Source organism: Defluviitoga tunisiensis, from assembly GCF_000953715.1.
GTDB lineage: Bacteria > Thermotogota > Thermotogae > Petrotogales > Petrotogaceae > Defluviitoga > Defluviitoga tunisiensis.
Map to the genome: position 1 here is coordinate 1,654,882 of NZ_LN824141.1, position 19,194 is coordinate 1,674,075.

The following is a 19,194-nucleotide window of genomic DNA, read 5'->3' on the forward strand; positions in this document are numbered from 1 at the left end:
ATAATTTAGTATATTCGTATGAAAAGACCTACTATCAATAAAAATCAATTTGACATATTGTTATTACTTAATGTACAATAATAATAAATAGAAAAAGGTGATGATTATTATTATGATATTTCAAGGAATTGATGTAATAGAAAATAATAGTTTTAACAAGCTTCAAAATAAAAAAATTGCACTAATAACCAACTATTCTTTTGTAAATAAGAAGATGGATGATGGAATTGATTTAATGTTCAAAAATCAAGTTAATGTTGTTAAAATATTTACCCCCGAACATGGATTATATGGCTTACCTGATGGAGAAGAATTTGATGACCAAATTCATCCTATTTACAAAATACCAATTATTAGCTTATATGGAAAAAATAAGAAACCAACGGCTGAACAGCTAAAAGACATTGATGTACTTGTTTATGATATTCAAGATGTTGGATTAAGATTCTACACCTTCATATATACTTTGGCTTATTCTTTAATTGCAGCAAGTGAAAACTATAAGAAATTTATAGTTCTAGATAGAATAAATCCCCTAGGAAGAGTAGTTTTTGGACCAAGAATTAAAAAAGAATTTTCCACATTTGTCGGTAATTATGAACTTCCTTTGAGATATGGTCTCACTCCTGGGGAACTTGCAAGATATTACAAAAAATATCTTAAGTTGGATGTCGACTTAGAAGTTGTTAAAATAGAAGGATGGAAAGGTGAAACTTTTGACAAACTAAAGTTAAAATGGAATATTCCTTCTCCTGCTCTACCTACCTTTGAAAGCACTCTTGCATATACTGGAATGTGTTTAATTGAAGGAACAAATCTAAGCGAAGGTAGAGGAACACCAAAACCTTTTTGTTTTGTAGGTGCGCCATGGGTAAACGAAAACGAATTGTATGATTTCTTATGTAAAAAATTCTCTGATTTGATTTTAAGAAAAAGACACTTTATACCAAATTTTTCTAAATTTCAAGGTCAACTCTGTAATGGAATAGAATTTTTTTCAGAGACAAAAGATAATTTTGTAATAGTAGCGATCGAGATGATTAGATATCTAGCTCAGAAAGAAGATTTTGAATTCAGAAAATATTTAGATAGAGAAAATCATCTTCAAAGAGATCACATTGAAAATTTACTGGGGGTAGAAAAAAAAGTTTTTTTTGAAAACGATCTTTCATACTTAGAAGATTGGAACAATAGTGCTCAAGAATTTATTAATTTTTGTGATGATATTTTATTATATGGAGGAATAAACCTATGGACTATCTAGAAAAAACATTGGGAAAATTATTTTTAATAGGCATACATGGTACTAGTTTAAACAAAGAAAACATGGAAGCATTAAACGTTATTAAACCTGGAGCAATCATCTTCTTTTCAAGAAACATACAAGACAAGTATCAATTAAGTAAATTTATTGATGATATAAAAAATTTTCTTAATTATGAACCTCTTTTTGCCATCGATCAAGAGGGTGGAATGGTGACTCGTTTAGATAAAGGTTTTTCTATTGCTCCAAGCCCTATGGCAATTGCTGCTACATGTAATAGTGAAAATGCGTATATAGTATCCAATATTCTAGCCAAGGAAATGTTATCAGTCGGAATTGATTGGGATTATGCTCCTGTAGTTGATATAAATAACAATCCTTTAAATTCCGCAATTGGTATTAGAAGCTTTTCAGATAATAAAAACATTGTAGTTGAATTTGCATCTAAATTTGTTGAGGGTTTACATGATGGTGGCGTTATTTCATGTTTAAAACATTTTCCTGGAATAGGAAATGTAAATATCGATCCACACATAGATCTCCCCCTATCTAATTTAAGTAAAGAAGACTTAACAATGAACGAATTATACCCGTTTTTAAAAATAAAATCTCCATCTTGGATGCCTACCCACGTTTTTTTGCCAAAGATACAAAGTAAAAAAGAACCAGTAACACTTTCTAAAGAAATTCTCACCGATTTTATTAGAAAAGAATTAGACTTTAAAGAAGTTCTTGTTGCTGATGATTTGCAAATGGGGGGTGTTAACAACTTCTACAATATAGAAGACGCCACAATCAAAGCTATAAATGCTGGTATGGACATAGTAACTATATGTCATTCTTTTGAAGAACAAGTAAAAGCCAAAGAAGCAGTTATTTATGAATATAATAACAATAGAAATTTTAAAAGGAAAGTTTTGGAAGCTTTAGAAAGAATAAACAAATTGTATGATTTTTCCCGTAATATAAAGAAAAAAGTTAATTCCAAAATTACTCTTGAAGAAATTGGGGGCAAAAGACACAACGATATTATGCAAGACGTTTGTGATCGCTCTATAACCTCTACTGTCGAAGAGCAATTCTCACCAATTAAAGAAATCGATAATATTTTTTACTTTTTAAAAAATAAAAACAAGGTTGGGGTTGAAGATAAAGAGAATAAAAACTTATGGTTAATAAATCAAATTTCATCGGATTTTAATATTAATCCCATAGATGTTAATCAATTTCCAAAAGAGAAAATTATCGACTTTTCAAAAAATAAAATTAATATAATTTTTACTGAAAATGCTTATTTAAATCAAGAGATATCAGATCTAATTGTTAAAATGTCTAATTCCTCTAACGAAACATATTTAGTAGCCCTAAGAAATCCGTATGATGCTTTTTTACCTACAATAAAGTATGGATTATGTTCATATGGCTATCAAATTAATTCACAACAATCGTTGTATAAAATTTTAAAAGGTGAAATAAATCCGCTTGGAAAACTACCTATTGATCGGAGGCTTAAATATGCTTGATTATTTAGAAACTGAAAAAAGTAATCAAAAAACAACCAACTTAGATGAACTAAATATATATGATATTTTAAGGGTAATTAATCAAGAAGATGCTACTGTTCCGTTAGCTATTACCGAAAATTTATCAAAAATTGTTTCAATCGTTGATATATGTATTTCCACCATCAAAAAAAATGGAAGAATCATATATGTTGGCGCTGGAACAAGCGGTCGGGTAGCTGTTATAGATGCTGTTGAAACAGTTCCTACTTTTGATGTAGAACCTGGAACATTCTTACCAATAATAGCTGGAGGAGAAAAAGCTTTTTTCAGTGCAACAGAAAATGTAGAAGATTACGAAGAAGGTGGAATGAACGATCTGGAAAAAAACAATATAAAAGAACAAGACTATGTAATAGGTATAACTGCAAGTGGTAGAACTCCATATGTAAAAGGTGCTTTACTAAAAGCTAGAGAAAAAGGTTGTAAAACTGCATTGATTTGTAATGTAAAAGATCCTGAACTTCAAGATTATTGCGATATTGTTATATCTTTAAGAACAGGCCCTGAAGTAATTACTGGAAGTACTAGAATGAAAGCGGGTTCCGCTCAAAAAATGGTTTTGAATATGATAAGCACAACAACTATGATAAAATTAGGTAAGACGTATAAAAACTATATGGTCGATGTTAAAGTTATGAATAAGAAGTTAGAAGAAAGAGCAATAAGAATTATTTCTGAAATTACTGGTTTGGATAGAAATACAAGTAGAAATTATTTATTAAAGGCTAATATGAAACCAAAATTAGCCATTTTAATGATTTTGTCTGGTAAAGATAAAACATCTTGCGAAAATGTACTTAAAGAAACAAATATACTTAATGAAGCTTTGAAAAAACTTGGGGGGTGAGGGAATCATGGAAAAAGTACCAATACCACTTTATTATCAACTGTATTTAGAACTCAAAAATAAACTAATCGAGGAATATAAAAAAGGAGAAAAATTCTTAACTGAACTAGAGATTTGCGAGAAATATGGTGTTTCTAGACCAACTGTAAGAAAAGCCTTAGATGAATTGGAAAGAGAAGGATTAATTGAAAGGAAAAGAGGACAAGGTACTTTTTATACAGGTATTAAACAAGAAGAAGAATTAAGTAAATTAACAGGCTTTACTGAAGAAGCTATGAAACAAGGCCATAAAACTTACTCATTAGTTCTAGAGAATAAGTTAGTAGAAATTCCTACAGACTTAATAAAAGAATTCGGACTTCCAAAAAAAGCTAGAGTAGTCTTATTGAAAAGGGTAAGATACTTAGACAACGAACCATATGCTCTTGAAACAGCTTATCTAAACCCTGGTGCAGATATAAGGGTTTTAAATATAATTGAAAAAGATATGGGAAAAGAATCCTTATACCAAATTTTAACCAGCGAATATGGAATACGGTTTTCAAAAGCAATCGAGACTCTTGAAGTTACTAGACTAACAAAAGAAGAATCAAAATATCTTTCTCAAAAAGAAGGAGAACCTGCAGCTCTCAGAACACGTTACACTTATACAGACACCAATCAATGCATTGAATATGTAATTTCAATCTATCGGGGCGATAAATATAAATTTAGAGTGGTGAGACAAGTTTGAGATTTCTGGGAATGGATGGAGGAGGAACGCATATTGCAGTTTCTCTAGTTGATGAAAATGAAAACCTCAAAATGAAATTTGAAATTAACACTGGAGTGAATCTTACCTCCGTTAACCAAAAAAGATTACAAGAGATTTTTAAAGAAATTTATTCAAAAACAGGTAAGGTTAGAGGGATTGTTGTTAGTTTTTCAGGTGCTGGAACTCAAAGTAGAAAAATAAAGTTACAAAGTATTATAAAAGAAATTTTTTGTAGTAATAATGTCACAGTATATAATGATGGAGAATCAATTCTATTTTCTATATACACTGGGTCAAATTCCGCATTAACAATAGCTGGAACTGGTACTATAGTAATGGGAATAACCTCAGAAAAGCAAATAATAAGAAGTGGAGGATGGGGCCATCTTTTTGATGATATTGGTGGCGGCTTTTGGATCTCCACAAGGATCATTCAAGAAGCTTTCAGATATCGAGATGGTTTAAGAGAATACGATCCAATTTTTGATAATCTTAAATTGTTTTATGGTTATAACACAATTGAAGATCTGACAAGTTTACAAGCAATGGAAGATTTCAAAACAATTATTTCCTCTTTTACAAAAGTCGCTTTAAATGAGCCCACACCTTTGGTTAAAATAATAGTTGAAGAAGGAATACAAGATCTTACTTTTAGGTGTAAAATAGTATTAGACAAACTTGAAATTAAAGAATTATACATGCATGGTGGATTGTTCAATTCTCCATATTATAATTCCCTTTTTAGACAATATCTGCATTCATATTCTTTATTTCCTTTGGAAATAGATGTTAGCCACCAAATGGCCTTACTGGCTAAAAAATTATATTATTAAAGGAGTGATTACGTGTCATATACATTAGATGAAATTATAAGAATACCGGGGATGTTAGAAAATTTAAAGAACGTAAAGTTTAATTTTTTAAAAGATACAAATTATTTATTTGTAGGTTGCGGTTCGTCTTATAATTTGGGTTTTATAACAAAAACATTATTAAATTTGAATGGTTATAAAGCAGATGTTGTAACAAGTGGACATGTGATGTTATTTAACAAAGTCCCAAAAAGTGATATAGCAATTTTAATCACAAGGACAGGAGAAACTACAGAAACAGTAAAAGCTGCTCAAATTATAAAAAACGCAGGAATTAAAACTATTGGAATCACTTGTACAAAAAATTCTACAATTAGCAAGATATGTGATGATAGTATCATATTAGACTTTGCTGAAGAAAAAAGTGTTGTCATGACAGGATCTTTCGTACTTATTCTAGCAATGTTTGTAAATGGTATTAAATATCATGATTTTTCTGAAGAAAGTCAAAAGGTGCTAGATTTATCAGATAAAATTATTAACACGATAAATTTAGGTAAATATGAACATTTTGTTTTCCTTGGTTATGATGAAAATTTAGGTGTCTCAAAAGAGGGAGCTTTAAAATTACAAGAAATGGCTTTACAATATGTTGAATACCATGAACCTCTTGAATATAGACATGGACCAATATCAAGACTAACAGAAAAAACACTCGTTGTTATTAACTCAAAAGATACAGCTGAGGAAAAGAAATTAATAAAAGATATCAAAAAATTAGGTGCCACCACATTAGAAATTTCTTTCGAAGGAGATATCAGTGTTCCAAATCTAAATGGTTTTGAAGTTCCTCTCAGATTAATACCCATTCAATATTTAGGTTATAAAAAAGCTATACAGATGGGATATAACCCAGATACACCAAAAAATTTATCCAAATCTGTAAAGCTAGAATAGGAGGTTCAAATAATGAAATTGGAACGAGTTTTAATAGTCGACCCTATAAAAGGCGAATTCACAGGAGATATAGAAATTAACAATAAAATAATTTCTAAAGTTACCCTAAAAGGCTATAATGACTATAAATATATTGTAATGCCTGGATTTGTCGATGTTCATACTCATGGACAAAAAGGTATTAATGTTATGAATGCCTCAAACAAAGATTTTAAAATATGGGCTGAAAACAATTTTGCTTATGGTGTTACCTCTTTTTTCCCATCGACAGTTTCTGCTTCGAAAGAACAAATTTTAAATGTCTTAATGAATTCAAAAGATGTAGGACTATCTATAGAAGGAATTCATCTGGAAGGTCCATTTATAAATCTTGAAAAAAAAGGTGCACAAAACCCTGAATATATTAGAAATCCAACTATTCAAGAGATTGAAGAAATAATCAATGAACAAGTTAAATTAATAACTATGGCTCCCGAAATTGATAACTTTTATGATGTAATTGATTATTTAAAAGAAAAAAGAGTAGTAATATCATTAGGTCATTCTAGTGGAGGATTTGAACATTTTAAACGTGCTTTTCAATCAGGAGTTAACAGAATTACTCACTTTTCTAACGCATTAACTCCTCTACATCATAGAAATATAGGAGGAACAGGGTCGGCTCTTTATCTCGATTTCTATCTAGAAATGATTTGTGACGGTATACATCTGAGCCCTGAATTTGTAGATTTGACTTATAAAATCAAAGGTCCTGACAAAATAATCTTAATTACTGATTCTTTTGAAGGAGCTGCTCTAGAAGATGGATATTATACATTAGGAGGACTAGAAGTTACTGTAAGAGATAGAAAAGCTTTCTTAGCAGATGGAACAATAGCCAGTAGCACTCTTGTTTTTAATGAAGGAGTCAAAAATTTCAAAAGCTTTACAAATTGCTCTCTTCAAGAACTAGCCAAAGTGTCTTCATATAATGCACTTAGGAATCTTTATATATTTAATAAAGGAAGAATTGAAACAGGATATATAGCTAATCTTGTAGTTTTAAATAATAATTTAGATTTGGTTCAAACAATATTCGAGGGCAAAAGAGTATATTAAAATTATTACAACTTATTAATTTGATTTCAATGATCAAAGATATATGTTATAATTGTTAATGATGAAAATAGGGGGAGGCTGACCGAGCCTCCCACTTGTTTTGTTAATTGGAGGTGTCTCTGTTGATAAAAACTGATAATTACTTTGATGTAATTGTTGTAGGAGCTGGTCATGCTGGTATTGAGGCTTCTTTAGCTTCTTCTAAAATGGGGATGAATACATTAATTCTAAACATAAACTTAGATACCGTTGGTTGGACACCATGTAATCCCGCTATTGGTGGACCAGCTAAAGGTATAGTCACTCGTGAAATTGATGCTTTAGGTGGTGAACAAGCAAAAGTAGCTGATGATACGGTAATTAATATTCGCATGTTAAATACAAGTAAAGGCATAGCAGTAAGAGCCTTAAGGGCACAGGTTGACAAGTATGAATATTCAAGAAATATGAAAGAGATTTTAGAAAATACCAAAAATTTAGTCTTAAGGCATGGAATCGTAAAAAGAATATTAGTAGATGATAAGAAAATCGTTGGTGTAGAAACTGAGTTAGGCATGAAATACTTTGCTAAAACTGTAGTTCTTACTACAGGTACCTTTTTAAGAGGTAAGATTTTCATTGGCAGAGAATCGTTTGAGGCAGGAAGGATAGGTGAATTACCAGCTAACTCTTTAACTTTATCCTTAATTGAAAATGGTTTGAAAGTTGGAAGATTTAAAACTGATACTCCTCCTAGAGTCAGAAGTGATTCAATTGACTTTACGAAATTTGAAGTTCAAAATACTGCCGATGAACCTCTGGCTTTTTCGTACTGGAAAGAACCTAAATTACTTTCAAAAGAATATCCTTGTTATCTTGGTAGAACCAATACTAAAACTCATGAAATTATTATGAAATACATTGATTACTCTCCATGGTACGGAAAAATAAAATTACTATCTGGTAAAGGTCCACGATATTGTCCTTCCATTGAAGATAAGGTAATGAAATTTCACAAGGATTCTCATCAATTTTTCTTAGAACCTGAATCACGGTATTCAAAAGAGATTTATTTAAATGGTTTGAGTACAAGTTTACCTTTTGAGGCTCAATTAGAAATGTTAAGAACTATTCCTGGTCTTGAAAATGCAATAATTGTTAGACCTGCTTATGCTATAGAATATGACTTCGTTTTTCCTAATCAATTGAAACAAAATCTAGAAACAAAAGAAATCGAAGGATTGTTTCTAGCTGGACAAATAAATGGAACTAGTGGTTATGAAGAAGCAGCAGGTCAAGGACTCATGGCAGGGATAAATGCTGCGTTAAAAGTTAGAAATGAAGAGCCTTTTGTCTTAGATCGATCCGAGGCTTATTTAGGAGTATTAATTGATGATTTGATAACAAAAGGTGTTGATGAACCTTATAGACTTCTTACATCACGCGCAGAATATAGATTATTATTAAGACACGATAATGCTCATCTAAGATTATACAAATATGGTTATAAATTTGGTTTGCTTAATCGAGAACAATATGAAAAGGTATCAAAACTTGAAATGCACATAGAAAATCATATTTCAAGATTAAATAAGGTTAATGTTAATCCAGGAGAAGTTAATAATATTTTACTTCAAAAAGGATCTTCAAAAATAAGTAATAGTGTTAAGTTTGGGGATTTATTAAGAAGAACGGAGATCACTTATAACGATATTAAACATTTAGACCCTGAAGAAATAGTTGAAAAAGAAGAGATAGAACAAGTCGATATATTTTTTAAGTACGAAGGCTATTTTAAAAGAATGAACGAAGAAATTGCTAGGATGAAACAACTAGAAAAAGAGATAATTCCTAAAGACATCAACTATGATGAAATACCAAATTTGGCATTTGAAGCTAAGGAAAAACTAAAACAAATAAAGCCAGAAACGCTTGGACAAATGTCCAGAATCCCTGGAATCAATCCTGCAGATTTAATTAACCTAAACATCTATTTAAAACAGAAACACAAGTCAAATTAAAATAACTGCCTGTTTTATGCAGGCAGTTATTTTTATAAATCAAAAATTACTATTTTATAGAATATTTTAAAACAAAAGCATCTCTCATATCATCGGCACCTAAATCAGGTGATTCGGAAAATCCACCAAGATATAGATTCCCGTTTTTATCTATATCTATTGAGAAAGCAACATCATCTCCGTACCCACCGATAATTCTTTCGCTAAGTAAATTCCCATTTACATCATACTCTAAAATAATAATATCTTTATCTTGATAATCTTTATTTGGATTTGTAACATAGCCTGTTACAAAAATATTTCCATTTGGAGCTACAGCTAATGAATATCCGTGGTCACCTTCCACATCTCCATAGGATCTTTCCCATACAATATTGCCATTGTAGTCGACTTTTACAACATATATATCTGACCATTTTGTTTTCCAAGAACCTTCATACCCAACAGCAACATATCCACCTGGAACTTCTTTAACGTCAAAGCCTCTCGCATATTCTCTTGGAGAAAATACTTTAGTCCAAATCTCTTCTCCGTTTTTATCAACTTTAGTTAAATAAAATTTCGTTAAATTATCGAAAATTTGAACTACTGTACCAGCAATAATGAAATTACCATCAGTTGTTTGTTCAATACTTAACGGCTTAGTATCAGAACCCGGAACAAAGTAAGGTAACCATTTTTGATAAACGACATTTCCTGATTTATCCAGTTTTGCAATAATACCTCTCATATTCAATGTGTCTGGATCTGAACCATAACCAATAACTATGAATCCATCATTTACTTCAATGTAATCTGAACCTTTATCTTGTCCTAGTTTGGTTAAATTCTTACTAAATTTGTTTTTTCCAATTTTATTAAAGTATATATCAAAATCGCTACCATAAGAACCTGATGTACCAATAATTACTAAATCACCATCTGAAGCCACACCACCACTGTTCACCCAATCATTATAAATTCCACCTAGTGAATTTTCATAAACCAAATTTCCTTGTAGATCAAACTTTAAAATGAGCATATCTTCATTAATGCCCTTTTCATCGGTGTATCCAAAAGCATATACACCATCTTCAACAGCAGAAACTTTGAATATTTCTTGAGCGCCTGGAAGCGAATAAACCCTTCCCCAATCTAATGTGACAGAAGCCATGGAAATGATAGAAACAGCTAAGAGCAACACTAACAATATTTTGGTCTTCACCACAATCCCTCCTATCTTTTATAATTTTTAAAAATATTAATTACTTACAATTATAATTAATATTACACGCTATTTTAAAGTTAATTAAAATTCAAATTCTAAATAATTATAACATAAATAAACAAAAAAATACAACATATTATTTAAAAATAATAACTTAGATAATATTAAGATTTTTTCCTATTTTTTCAAATATAGAAAGTGCGAAATCCAAATCTTCTTTCGAATGAGCGGCACTTATCATTACTCTTATTCTTGCTTTCCCCCGTGGAACAGTAGGAAATACTATAGCTGATGCAAAAATTCCTTCTTCATATAGTTGAGCGCTAAAATCCCAAGTCTTTTTCTCATCATATATCATAACAGGTGTAATAGGTGTTTCTGTTTTTCCAATATCATAACCAATCTTTCTAATCTTATCTTGAAAATAATGTGTATTATTCCATAATTTAATAACTAACTCTTCCGAACGTGATAGTATTCTAGTTGCCTCTAGCGCAGCAGCTGTTTCTGAAGGTGATAAAGAACTTGAAAATAAGAAAGGCCTAGCCTTCTGTTTTAGATAATCAATTAATACTTTTTTACCAGCAATAAAACCTCCAACCACTCCAAATGCCTTTGAAAGAGTTCCTATTTCAATATCTATCTCTTCGGTTAAATTAAAATGATCCGCAACTCCTCGCCCGTTCTCACCAAGTACTCCTTCACCATGAGCATCATCAACCATAACTAAAGCTTCATATTTTTTTGCTAAATTAACAATTCCTGGAAGCGGTGCAATATCTCCATCCATACTGAATACTCCATCAGTTATTATTAATTTCCTCCTAAAATTCTCATGAGATGCGCTTATCAACTGTTGTTCTAAAGAGTGTAAATTTTTGTGTTCCCAAATATATCTTTTGGCTTTTGATAGTCTAATACCATCTATAATACTAGCATGATTTAATTCATCAGAAAAAATAGCATCATTCTCATTAGTAATCATTGGAATAACTGCTTGATTAGCATTAAAACCTGATTGAACAACTAGAGTAGCTTCTACTTTTTTAAACTCTGCAAGTGTTTGTTCTAATTCTTTATGTATTGCCATTGTTCCAGCAATTGATCTAACTGCTCCTGGACCAACTCCCCATCGTTGAATTGCTTTGATAGCAGCATCTTTTATTCTTTGGTCATTTGCTAAACCCAAATAATTATTAGAGCACAGATTTAACACTTTTTTACCATCTACAACTAGCCAAGGTCCTTGGGGACTTTCAAGAGTCCTAATATTAACAAGTAAACCCGAATCTTTTAATTCTTTCATTTCTTTTTCTAGTTGAAGATAAAAATCCATGATAACCACTCCTTTTGAATAAATAAATACTTGTTACTCACTTACTTTAGAAATTCTAAAATCTCCATTATATATATATCTTTTATATTTATTTATTTTTACAAAAAACCTCCTCAATTTTAATCCACACTGATTCTGAATTTATTTAACTTTTTCAGTACTTGTACAGAAGGAGGAAGGACTCCACCCTTGATCGATTATAAATTGAAAATTTCATTTTTTGAAAATCTTCATTTCTAAAGTCCATAATAAATGCTACATTTAATTACCTAAAATATATATTTAATAAATGTTCTAGAAATTTTTTCAAAATAACATCCCGCTATGATCTTTACAAATTATAAATTTCTTTAACTTCAGTATTATAACCAAATATAAAGTAAGGGTTCTTGCCTGAACCCACTATAAATTAAAACAAAACTTTTCATTTATAAAATTATTTAGTTAATAATCTGATACGTTTAAAACAATTTTGCCGCTTTCCCCACTTTCCATCAATTCAAAAGCCTTTTCAAAATCATACAAATGAAAATTGTGAGTTACAATTTTACTTAAATCTAATTTTTTGTACTTCAGCCAGGAAGATGCTAAATACCAAGTATCAAACATTTTCCTTCCAGTTATTGTATGAATAGTTATGTTTTTGAATACTGCGGCATTCATTTCAAAATTGATTTTATCTTCAGAAAAGACTCCTAAAATTGAAGCTATCCCTGTATTTTTTAGAGAAAGAATTCCATCGTTTAAAGCACTTTCGTTTCCAGACATCTCCAAAAAAACATCTGCACCTAATCCATTGGTAAGTTCCATCATTTTTTCAACAACAGAGGTCTTTAATGGATTAATTACCAAATCAGCCCCTACATCCTTTGCCATTTTGGACCTATACTCAGATATTTCGCTTACAACAATAAAGGATGCTCCTGATATCTTGGATACTGCTAATGCCATTAAACCAATTGGTCCAGCTCCAGCGATCAACACAACACTTCCTCTCAAATCTGCAGCAGTTGTGGTAAATATTGCATTGCCTAAGGGTTCCATAACAGATGCGTACTCCAAGGGAATACTTTCATCTATCTTCAACAAAACAACATCTGGAAGAACAATGAATTCGGAAAAAACTCCGTTCGTATCAACACCTAAAATCTTAAGATTTTGACAGACATGCATGTTTCCATTTCTACAATGATAACAATAACCACAGGGGATATGACTATCCCCTACAACTAAATCACCGGGTTGAACATTTTTTACCTCTTTTCCTATCTCAACAACTTTTCCAACAAATTCATGCCCATCTATTTGAGGTAATGATTTTATTCGATTTTTAGCCCAATTATCCCATCTGTAAATGTGAATATCAGTTCCACATATAGATACCTTTAAAACTTTTATTTTAACATCATGAGAAGATTTTAATTCTGGTTCATCAACATCGATTAACGAAAAACCTTTTTTAGGTGCATCTTTTACTATAGCTTTCATTTTCTTCACTCTCCTAATCTTTCTAAATTATTATATCTATTTCAAGTTTAACGCATTATGAAATTTTTTTCAAATATTAGGAGAGCTATTGATACCTAAAAACTAGCAATAAGAAGTAAATAAAGCAAAATAAATAGTAATAAATGAAAAAATGATCGTATACTTTTTATCATCTCTCATAGACAATTTCGCCATTAATTATTGTCTTGATTACATAACTCCTAAAATCAAATGGATGTTCACTCCAAATAACTAAATCAGCATCTTTACCAACATCTATACTTCCCACCTTATTATATATTTTCAATATTTTAGCTGGATTAATAGTAAGCATTTTTATCAAATCTTCCTCTTTTGCACCATATCTCAATGCTGTTGCTGCCTGAATTGATGCATGTTCTAGAGGTATAACAGAATGATCACAAGTTAATGAAGCTAAAATACCTTTTTCATTTATTATTGAAATTGATTGATAGGTTCTATTTTTAGTTTCTAGTTTGGTTCTAAAACCTAGTAGCGGACCTAATACGAGAGGTATATTTTTATTTTTTATGTAATCTGCAATCATATAAGCTTCTGTACCATGTTCTATCACTAACTCAAATCCGAATTCTTCAGAAAGTCTGACTGCAGTAAGAATATCATCTTTTCTATGAGCGTGAATGCGTGCAGTTATTTCTCCTTTTAATACTTTTTCTCCAATTTCATACTTAATATTAATATCGGTAAAATTTGTTTCGTCTTTTTTTGATAATTCCTTTTTCTCAATATAATTTTGAACTTGAAAAAAATACTCTCTAATTATCGCAGCATTCCCTAATCTTGTAGATGGAGTTCTATTTAAAGTACCATAAGTTCTTTTTGGATTTTCACCCAGAGCCATTTTAAGACCGGCTGGCTCCTTTATGATTGATTCATCAGTAATTTGAGAATTTAGTTTAATAATAGCGCTTTGACCGCCGATAGGGTTAGCACTACCAGGAACAATCATTACTGTAGTTACTCCTCCTGATAAAGCTCTTTTAATCGCAATATCATCAGGATAATAAGCATCTATAGCTCTGACATGTGGAGTTACTGGATCTGTAGCTTCATTTCCATCTTGATAATAATTGCCTACACCTTCTTCAAATAATCCAATATGTGAATGGGGATCTATAAATCCAGGAAAAACATATTTCCCAGTTATGTCAATTTCATCCACATTTTTTTCTTCTATTCGTTCAGATATTCCAACTATTTTTTTATCCTCAATTAAAATATCTCCAACAAACGGTTTTCTGGAAACAGGATATATTGTTCCATGTTTTAAAAGAAACTTTTTCATTTTTAAGCACAAGATACTCCATCCTCTATAGGGTGGAGATCAACGTGCATTCCCTCCTTTCAAATATAAATGTTTTAACTTTGCTAATCAATGTCAATTTCTTATAACCGGAACTTCTATGAATTACAGTACCTTCTAACTTTCTTAAATCAAAATATCCACTTAAATATCTACCAAATATAAAACTTTCTTGTCCTTTGAATATTACCTTGTCAAACAATCTGAATCCTTTTACCAAATATGGAGCCTGATTTAATTTCTTTTTACCACCTTTCAAGATATTCGCTTTGTGTATCTGCCTATTGTGCTTCCTCACCTGTTTGTGGATAACGTAACGCTCTAAGCACTTAGCCTAATCAACTAAAGCTTTTACAAGCTCCCACTTCAAAACTTCGTCAGAATTTAAGTGGTAGATGGTTAACGATATCTCCTCCGTAAACTGATTTCTATATCTTGTGATTAAAAAACAACGACTCTTAAATACACAATAGAAACTATAATATTCACAATCAATATTAGAAATCCATACTTAAATAATTCAGTAAATGATATTTTTTTACCTGTTGATTTAAACATAAGATTTAGGGCTATCATATTTGGTAGGGAAGCTATGGGGGTAGCAATTCCTCCTAAACATGTTCCAAGCGATAAAGCATACCAAACAGGATTTAGGTTAGAGAACACAAGCGGATTTAAAGTTGGTAAATAACTAACTAAAGGAATAAATGCTGCAGTAATAGCAATATTATTCATAAATGCCGAGGTAAATGCAGATATCAATAGAACAGTAATGCTAAGCAATATTAGAGATTCACCGCTTACATTAAATAATAACTGAGCCATATAACTTATGGCGCCTGTTTCAATTAAAGCACCAACAATAACAAAAAGAGCAAAAATAAACAAAATAATATCCCATTCTATTTTAGATAAAATTTCCTCTACTTCCTTTGGACTAATTAAAAGCAAAGAAACAAACCCTGCAGCCAAAGCAACTGTTGAACTTTCAATGTTAAGTTCGTGGTGAAAAATAAAAGCTATTACTACTATTATGAATAAGATAATGGCTACAGACAACTTTTTTTTGTCTTTTGAAGAATCATTACTAAAATTTTTTAACTTTGACCTGTCCAATTTGATTGAAAAATCACTTTTAAAAAAAAGAAGAATTAATAAATTTGATATTACTAAACTTATAATAGCAATAGGGTACATAACTCCGGAAAACTCTGAAAACGAAAACATGGTAGCTGAAGAAATCATTATATTAGGTGGCTGCCCCATCATAGTTGCCATACCACCTATTTGAGATGCAAAAATTACCCCAAGTGTAAATGGCATATGATTTACATTTAAAAATTCTGTAATTGAAAGTGTGATGGGAATAAAAATCAAAATAGTTGCAATAACTTCAATGTACCCAGCGATTATTGCAACAAAAATTGTAAGACCCCAGAACAATGCATAAATGTTACTCCCGAACAATTTCAAAATCAATGCAGCAAACGATTCAAACAATCCAGTTTTTTTTAACACATCTACAAACAACATAATACCTACTAGAAAAAGAAGTGTGTTAAAATCTACATAATTTCTAATAGCTAGCATCGGATGAGAAAAAGTTCCTATTATTAAAAGAAAAACTGCTCCTAACATGGAAATCAAAGTCTTATCAATTTTCTGAGATAAGATTCCAATTACAACAATAACAAATACGATCAACGAAATTATCGCACTTAAACCCATCAATATCACCTCTTTTTTGATTAAAATACAATAAATATTGTATCATTAAAATATTGAAGTACAAATAGTTATTTTGTGTATCTTTTAATAAAGAGTTACTTATTTACTATTATAAGAGGAGATAAACATGTCTTATCTAAAACTGATTTTATTTATTGTATTATACTATGCTTCAATACTTATTATTGGTAAATTGGTCTCTACACAAGGAAAACTAAATATATATAAATCCAACATTTTGATTGGAATATTCAGTATTATAATCTCACTAATATTGATATATTTCTCTGACATTGATTTCAAAGAAGCTGGATTCAAAATTGGAAATATAAAAAACGGTCTAATAATGATAGGAATTTCATTTTTAATAATCCTTATATCAATTTACAGCATGAGAAAAATGAATTATTCTGATCTCGCAAAAATTCCATACACCAGTTTTAAGAAAAATAAATTGCTTTTATTTTATATGTGGGTTTTAGTTGGTCCTATAGAAGAAATATTTTATAGAGGTTTTGTTCAAGGGAACTTGGAAAAATTAATTTTTGGCTCTATTTTTACAATAAGATATTCAACTTTAATTTCGATGCTAATTTTTATACTTGCTCATTTGAATAACGTTTTTTTTGGCAAAGAAAATATAAAGCAATTTCTTAATCTCTTGCCTGGTAGAGTAATTATGTCATTTATTCTTAGCTATACATTTCAAATAAGTGGAAGCATCTTGTATCCAATAATAATTCACAATTTTACAGACGGAATGACTATTAGTTACCTTATTTATTTAAAACAAAAATTCATAAATAATTATCAGTCATAGTTTACAATTGCTAAAATATTAATTTACTTTTATATTTATATAAGTTATTTAACCTTTAAATAAATTATTATAATGGTTTATCCATTTTTCTTGTTACCCTTGATTTTTTATTTTTTTTATAGTATAATAAAAATGGATGAAAAATACAGGGGGTGATGAATATGCTACCAAGAAGAAGAGAAGAACGCGATGATTGGTTAATTCCAAGAGATTTTTTTGAAAGAGAACTTGAAGATTTTTTCAGAACATTTTCATTAGGGTACGATGCCTTTTCTAAAGGCGTAATGGATGTATACGAAACAGACGATGATTTTATTATTGAATGTGACTTACCAGGACTCGACAAAAAAGATATTAGATTAGACCTGGAAAACGATACCCTAAGAATTACCGCCGAAAAGAAAGTATCTGATGAATCGAAAAAAGGGCGATTTTTCAGGCAAGAAAGATATTATGGAAGAATTGAAAGAACCGTTAGATTACCAGATTATGTAGACAAAAATAAAATTCAAGCAAAATATGAAGATGGGGTTCTTAAAATTACAGTTCCCAAAAAGGAAAGTGCTAGAGGCGAAACAAAAAAGATTCCTATCGAATAATCATTTTAGCAAAAGAGCAGGCAATTGCCTGCTCTTTTTCGTTTTTTTTGGTATTATCCTTCTTTAATACAATTTATTCATACATAAACGCGTGTAATTAGGATATTTCTCCTTTTTTTGAAAACTAATAATATGCTATAATCTAAGTTGATTATTAGTAATTATTAATGTTGTTTTTATAAACAGCCATTTACACAAATGCAATAACAAGAGGGAGGAGATTAATATGCAGAAGCTTGTCAGAATCGCCTTTGATGATAATATTATCGACATTACAGATTTAACCCCTTTTCCTTTTCTACTATGTGAATTTTTATATGAAGGCGATTTCGAGCTAATGAAACAAGATTTAAAGTCTAACTCAAAATTTATACAAGAAGCAAATAAGATTGAGGAACTTATAAAATTCTTGCCAGCATTAACTTCTAATTTTGTAGTTTCCCCTTTCATTCTCAGCGAGTTTTTATCTTATCTTGAAGAATTTAAGATCAGTTTTTCAGACTTAGCTCATATATCTTTAAATGGAATATTTGATACTGTATTATTAGAGTGCGAAAATAGAAATTACAAAGTTGCTGAAGATTTGATAGATTTTATTTTAAAAATTGATCCGGGTTTTGCTCCAGCATATGAACTTATGGGATCTATATACATAGAAAAAGGGAATTTAGAGGAAGGAAAACTATATTTAGAAAACGCTTTAAAAATAGATCCTTGGAATGTTGCAGCACTTTCAGAACTAGGTCAATTATATTTTAACCAAGGTAATTTTGAAAAAGCCGCTGAGATGTGGAAAAAAGAACTAGAACTTTCTCCAAACAATTATGTTACTTATTTTATGATTACTAATGCATATATTCAAAATCAAGATTACACAAAAGCAGCCAAAATTTTAGAAAAATTTTTAAATCGATTTCCAAAGAGTATACTTGGAAAGTATCAGTTATCTTCAATATACAAATGCTTAGGTAGATTTATAGAAGCAGAAGGCTTACAAGAAGATATTCTTAGATCAACTCCAGAATATTCAAGCGATATAGAGGTATGGGTAAAAATTATGTTCGAAAATGGAAAATATCAGGATGTTCAAACTTTTTTGGAAAAATTTATTTCTGAAAATCCACAAAGTGAACATTTCAAATTGCTTTTGATTGTTCCATATATAAAATATGGAGAACTAAACAAAGCAAAAGAGATTTATAAACAAATGCAAGAAAAATACAAATGGTATATCTATGGTCTAAAAGAGATGTTGAAGGTGAATTTTACACCTGATGAAATTAAAAGTATCGAAAAGGTGCTTCAATAACTAATAGATATTTAAAATTTGTTTTAGTTACAGTTATTGCTTTTTTCATAAACTATCTTTCGATT

17 protein-coding genes are annotated in these 19,194 nt (G+C 30.2%); 11 read left to right on the forward strand and 6 right to left on the reverse strand.

Annotated features, from left to right (window positions below):
* The first annotated feature begins 112 nt into the window (after positions 1-112).
* From DTL3_RS07525 to mnmG, 8 genes are all read left to right on the forward strand, one after another.
* Positions 113-1,264, forward strand: coding sequence for an exo-beta-N-acetylmuramidase NamZ family protein (locus tag DTL3_RS07525; protein WP_045088184.1), 1,152 nt, complete (start codon positions 113-115; stop codon positions 1,262-1,264).
* Positions 1,252-2,787: a beta-N-acetylhexosaminidase gene (nagZ, locus tag DTL3_RS07530; protein WP_045088185.1), complete on the forward strand. Its 1,536-nt coding sequence runs from the start codon at positions 1,252-1,254 to the stop codon at positions 2,785-2,787. The genes DTL3_RS07525 and nagZ overlap by 13 nt, the downstream gene beginning before the upstream one ends.
* Positions 2,780-3,676 (forward strand): N-acetylmuramic acid 6-phosphate etherase, encoded by an 897-nt coding sequence (murQ, locus tag DTL3_RS07535; protein WP_045088186.1) that lies wholly within the window; start codon positions 2,780-2,782, stop codon positions 3,674-3,676. Before nagZ ends, murQ begins: the two co-directional genes overlap by 8 nt.
* Positions 3,677-3,683: 7 nt before the next feature.
* Positions 3,684-4,409: a GntR family transcriptional regulator gene (locus DTL3_RS07540; RefSeq protein ID WP_045088187.1), complete on the forward strand. Its 726-nt coding sequence runs from the start codon at positions 3,684-3,686 to the stop codon at positions 4,407-4,409.
* An 11-nt stretch (positions 4,410-4,420) separates the two neighbouring features.
* Positions 4,421-5,263, forward strand: coding sequence for a BadF/BadG/BcrA/BcrD ATPase family protein (locus DTL3_RS07545; protein WP_231854003.1), 843 nt, complete (start codon positions 4,421-4,423; stop codon positions 5,261-5,263).
* Between the two features lie 12 nt (positions 5,264-5,275).
* Complete coding sequence (locus DTL3_RS07550; protein WP_045088188.1) at positions 5,276-6,199, forward strand: SIS domain-containing protein; 924 nt, start codon at positions 5,276-5,278, stop codon at positions 6,197-6,199.
* A 12-nt stretch (positions 6,200-6,211) separates the two neighbouring features.
* Positions 6,212-7,297 (forward strand): N-acetylglucosamine-6-phosphate deacetylase, encoded by a 1,086-nt coding sequence (nagA, locus tag DTL3_RS07555; protein WP_045088189.1) that lies wholly within the window; start codon positions 6,212-6,214, stop codon positions 7,295-7,297.
* A 122-nt stretch (positions 7,298-7,419) separates the two neighbouring features.
* The gene (mnmG, locus tag DTL3_RS07560; protein ID WP_144403502.1) at positions 7,420-9,297 is read left to right on the forward strand and encodes a tRNA uridine-5-carboxymethylaminomethyl(34) synthesis enzyme MnmG; all 1,878 of its coding nucleotides are present in this window, start codon (positions 7,420-7,422) and stop codon (positions 9,295-9,297) included.
* Positions 9,298-9,346: 49 nt separating this feature from the next.
* On the opposite strand, the gene DTL3_RS07565 is transcribed toward mnmG, so the two are convergent.
* From DTL3_RS07565 to DTL3_RS07590, 6 genes are all read right to left on the reverse strand, one after another.
* Entirely contained in the window at positions 9,347-10,501 is a 1,155-nt protein-coding gene (locus DTL3_RS07565) for a hypothetical protein (RefSeq protein WP_045088190.1), read from the reverse strand.
* A 157-nt stretch (positions 10,502-10,658) separates the two neighbouring features.
* Positions 10,659-11,840: a glycine C-acetyltransferase gene (locus DTL3_RS07570; protein ID WP_045088191.1), complete on the reverse strand. Its 1,182-nt coding sequence runs from the start codon at positions 11,838-11,840 to the stop codon at positions 10,659-10,661.
* 444 nt (positions 11,841-12,284) lie between these two features.
* Positions 12,285-13,328, reverse strand: coding sequence for an L-threonine 3-dehydrogenase (gene tdh, locus DTL3_RS07575; RefSeq protein ID WP_045088192.1), 1,044 nt, complete (start codon positions 13,326-13,328; stop codon positions 12,285-12,287).
* A gap of 169 nt (positions 13,329-13,497) precedes the next feature.
* Positions 13,498-14,655, reverse strand: a complete 1,158-nt coding sequence (locus DTL3_RS07580; RefSeq protein ID WP_045088701.1) for an amidohydrolase — start codon at positions 14,653-14,655, stop codon at positions 13,498-13,500.
* A gap of 25 nt (positions 14,656-14,680) precedes the next feature.
* The gene (locus DTL3_RS09645) at positions 14,681-14,932 is read right to left on the reverse strand and encodes a hypothetical protein (RefSeq protein ID WP_045088193.1); all 252 of its coding nucleotides are present in this window, start codon (positions 14,930-14,932) and stop codon (positions 14,681-14,683) included.
* 182 nt (positions 14,933-15,114) lie between these two features.
* Positions 15,115-16,401: an ArsB/NhaD family transporter gene (locus tag DTL3_RS07590; protein WP_045088194.1), complete on the reverse strand. Its 1,287-nt coding sequence runs from the start codon at positions 16,399-16,401 to the stop codon at positions 15,115-15,117.
* Between the two features lie 127 nt (positions 16,402-16,528).
* On the opposite strand from DTL3_RS07590, the gene DTL3_RS07595 reads away from it, so the two are divergent.
* From DTL3_RS07595 to DTL3_RS07605, 3 genes are all read left to right on the forward strand, one after another.
* Positions 16,529-17,221, forward strand: coding sequence for a CPBP family intramembrane glutamic endopeptidase (locus DTL3_RS07595; protein ID WP_052670435.1), 693 nt, complete (start codon positions 16,529-16,531; stop codon positions 17,219-17,221).
* 155 nt (positions 17,222-17,376) lie between these two features.
* On the forward strand, positions 17,377-17,820 hold the full coding sequence (locus tag DTL3_RS07600) for an Hsp20/alpha crystallin family protein (protein ID WP_084217241.1): 444 nt from the start codon (positions 17,377-17,379) through the stop codon (positions 17,818-17,820).
* A gap of 226 nt (positions 17,821-18,046) precedes the next feature.
* Positions 18,047-19,129, forward strand: a complete 1,083-nt coding sequence (locus DTL3_RS07605; protein ID WP_045088196.1) for a tetratricopeptide repeat protein — start codon at positions 18,047-18,049, stop codon at positions 19,127-19,129.
* Positions 19,130-19,194: the final 65 nt, after the last annotated feature.

Bases quoted from the DNA above. Each gene is read 5' to 3' on its own strand.
- DTL3_RS07525 (WP_045088184.1), top strand. From the start codon at position 113: ATGATATTTCAAGGAATTGATGTAATAGAAAATAATAGTTTTAACAAG.
- nagZ (WP_045088185.1), top strand. From the start codon at position 1,252: ATGGACTATCTAGAAAAAACATTGGGAAAATTATTTTTAATAGGCATA.
- murQ (WP_045088186.1), top strand. From the start codon at position 2,780: ATGCTTGATTATTTAGAAACTGAAAAAAGTAATCAAAAAACAACCAAC.
- DTL3_RS07540 (WP_045088187.1), top strand. From the start codon at position 3,684: ATGGAAAAAGTACCAATACCACTTTATTATCAACTGTATTTAGAACTC.
- DTL3_RS07545 (WP_231854003.1), top strand. From the start codon at position 4,421: ATGGATGGAGGAGGAACGCATATTGCAGTTTCTCTAGTTGATGAAAAT.
- nagA (WP_045088189.1), top strand. From the start codon at position 6,212: ATGAAATTGGAACGAGTTTTAATAGTCGACCCTATAAAAGGCGAATTC.
- DTL3_RS07570 (WP_045088191.1), bottom strand. From the start codon at position 11,840: ATGGATTTTTATCTTCAACTAGAAAAAGAAATGAAAGAATTAAAAGAT.
- tdh (WP_045088192.1), bottom strand. From the start codon at position 13,328: ATGAAAGCTATAGTAAAAGATGCACCTAAAAAAGGTTTTTCGTTAATC.
- DTL3_RS07580 (WP_045088701.1), bottom strand. From the start codon at position 14,655: ATGAAAAAGTTTCTTTTAAAACATGGAACAATATATCCTGTTTCCAGA.
- DTL3_RS07590 (WP_045088194.1), bottom strand. From the start codon at position 16,401: ATGGGTTTAAGTGCGATAATTTCGTTGATCGTATTTGTTATTGTTGTA.
- DTL3_RS07595 (WP_052670435.1), top strand. From the start codon at position 16,529: ATGTCTTATCTAAAACTGATTTTATTTATTGTATTATACTATGCTTCA.
- DTL3_RS07600 (WP_084217241.1), top strand. From the start codon at position 17,377: ATGAATATGCTACCAAGAAGAAGAGAAGAACGCGATGATTGGTTAATT.
- DTL3_RS07605 (WP_045088196.1), top strand. From the start codon at position 18,047: ATGCAGAAGCTTGTCAGAATCGCCTTTGATGATAATATTATCGACATT.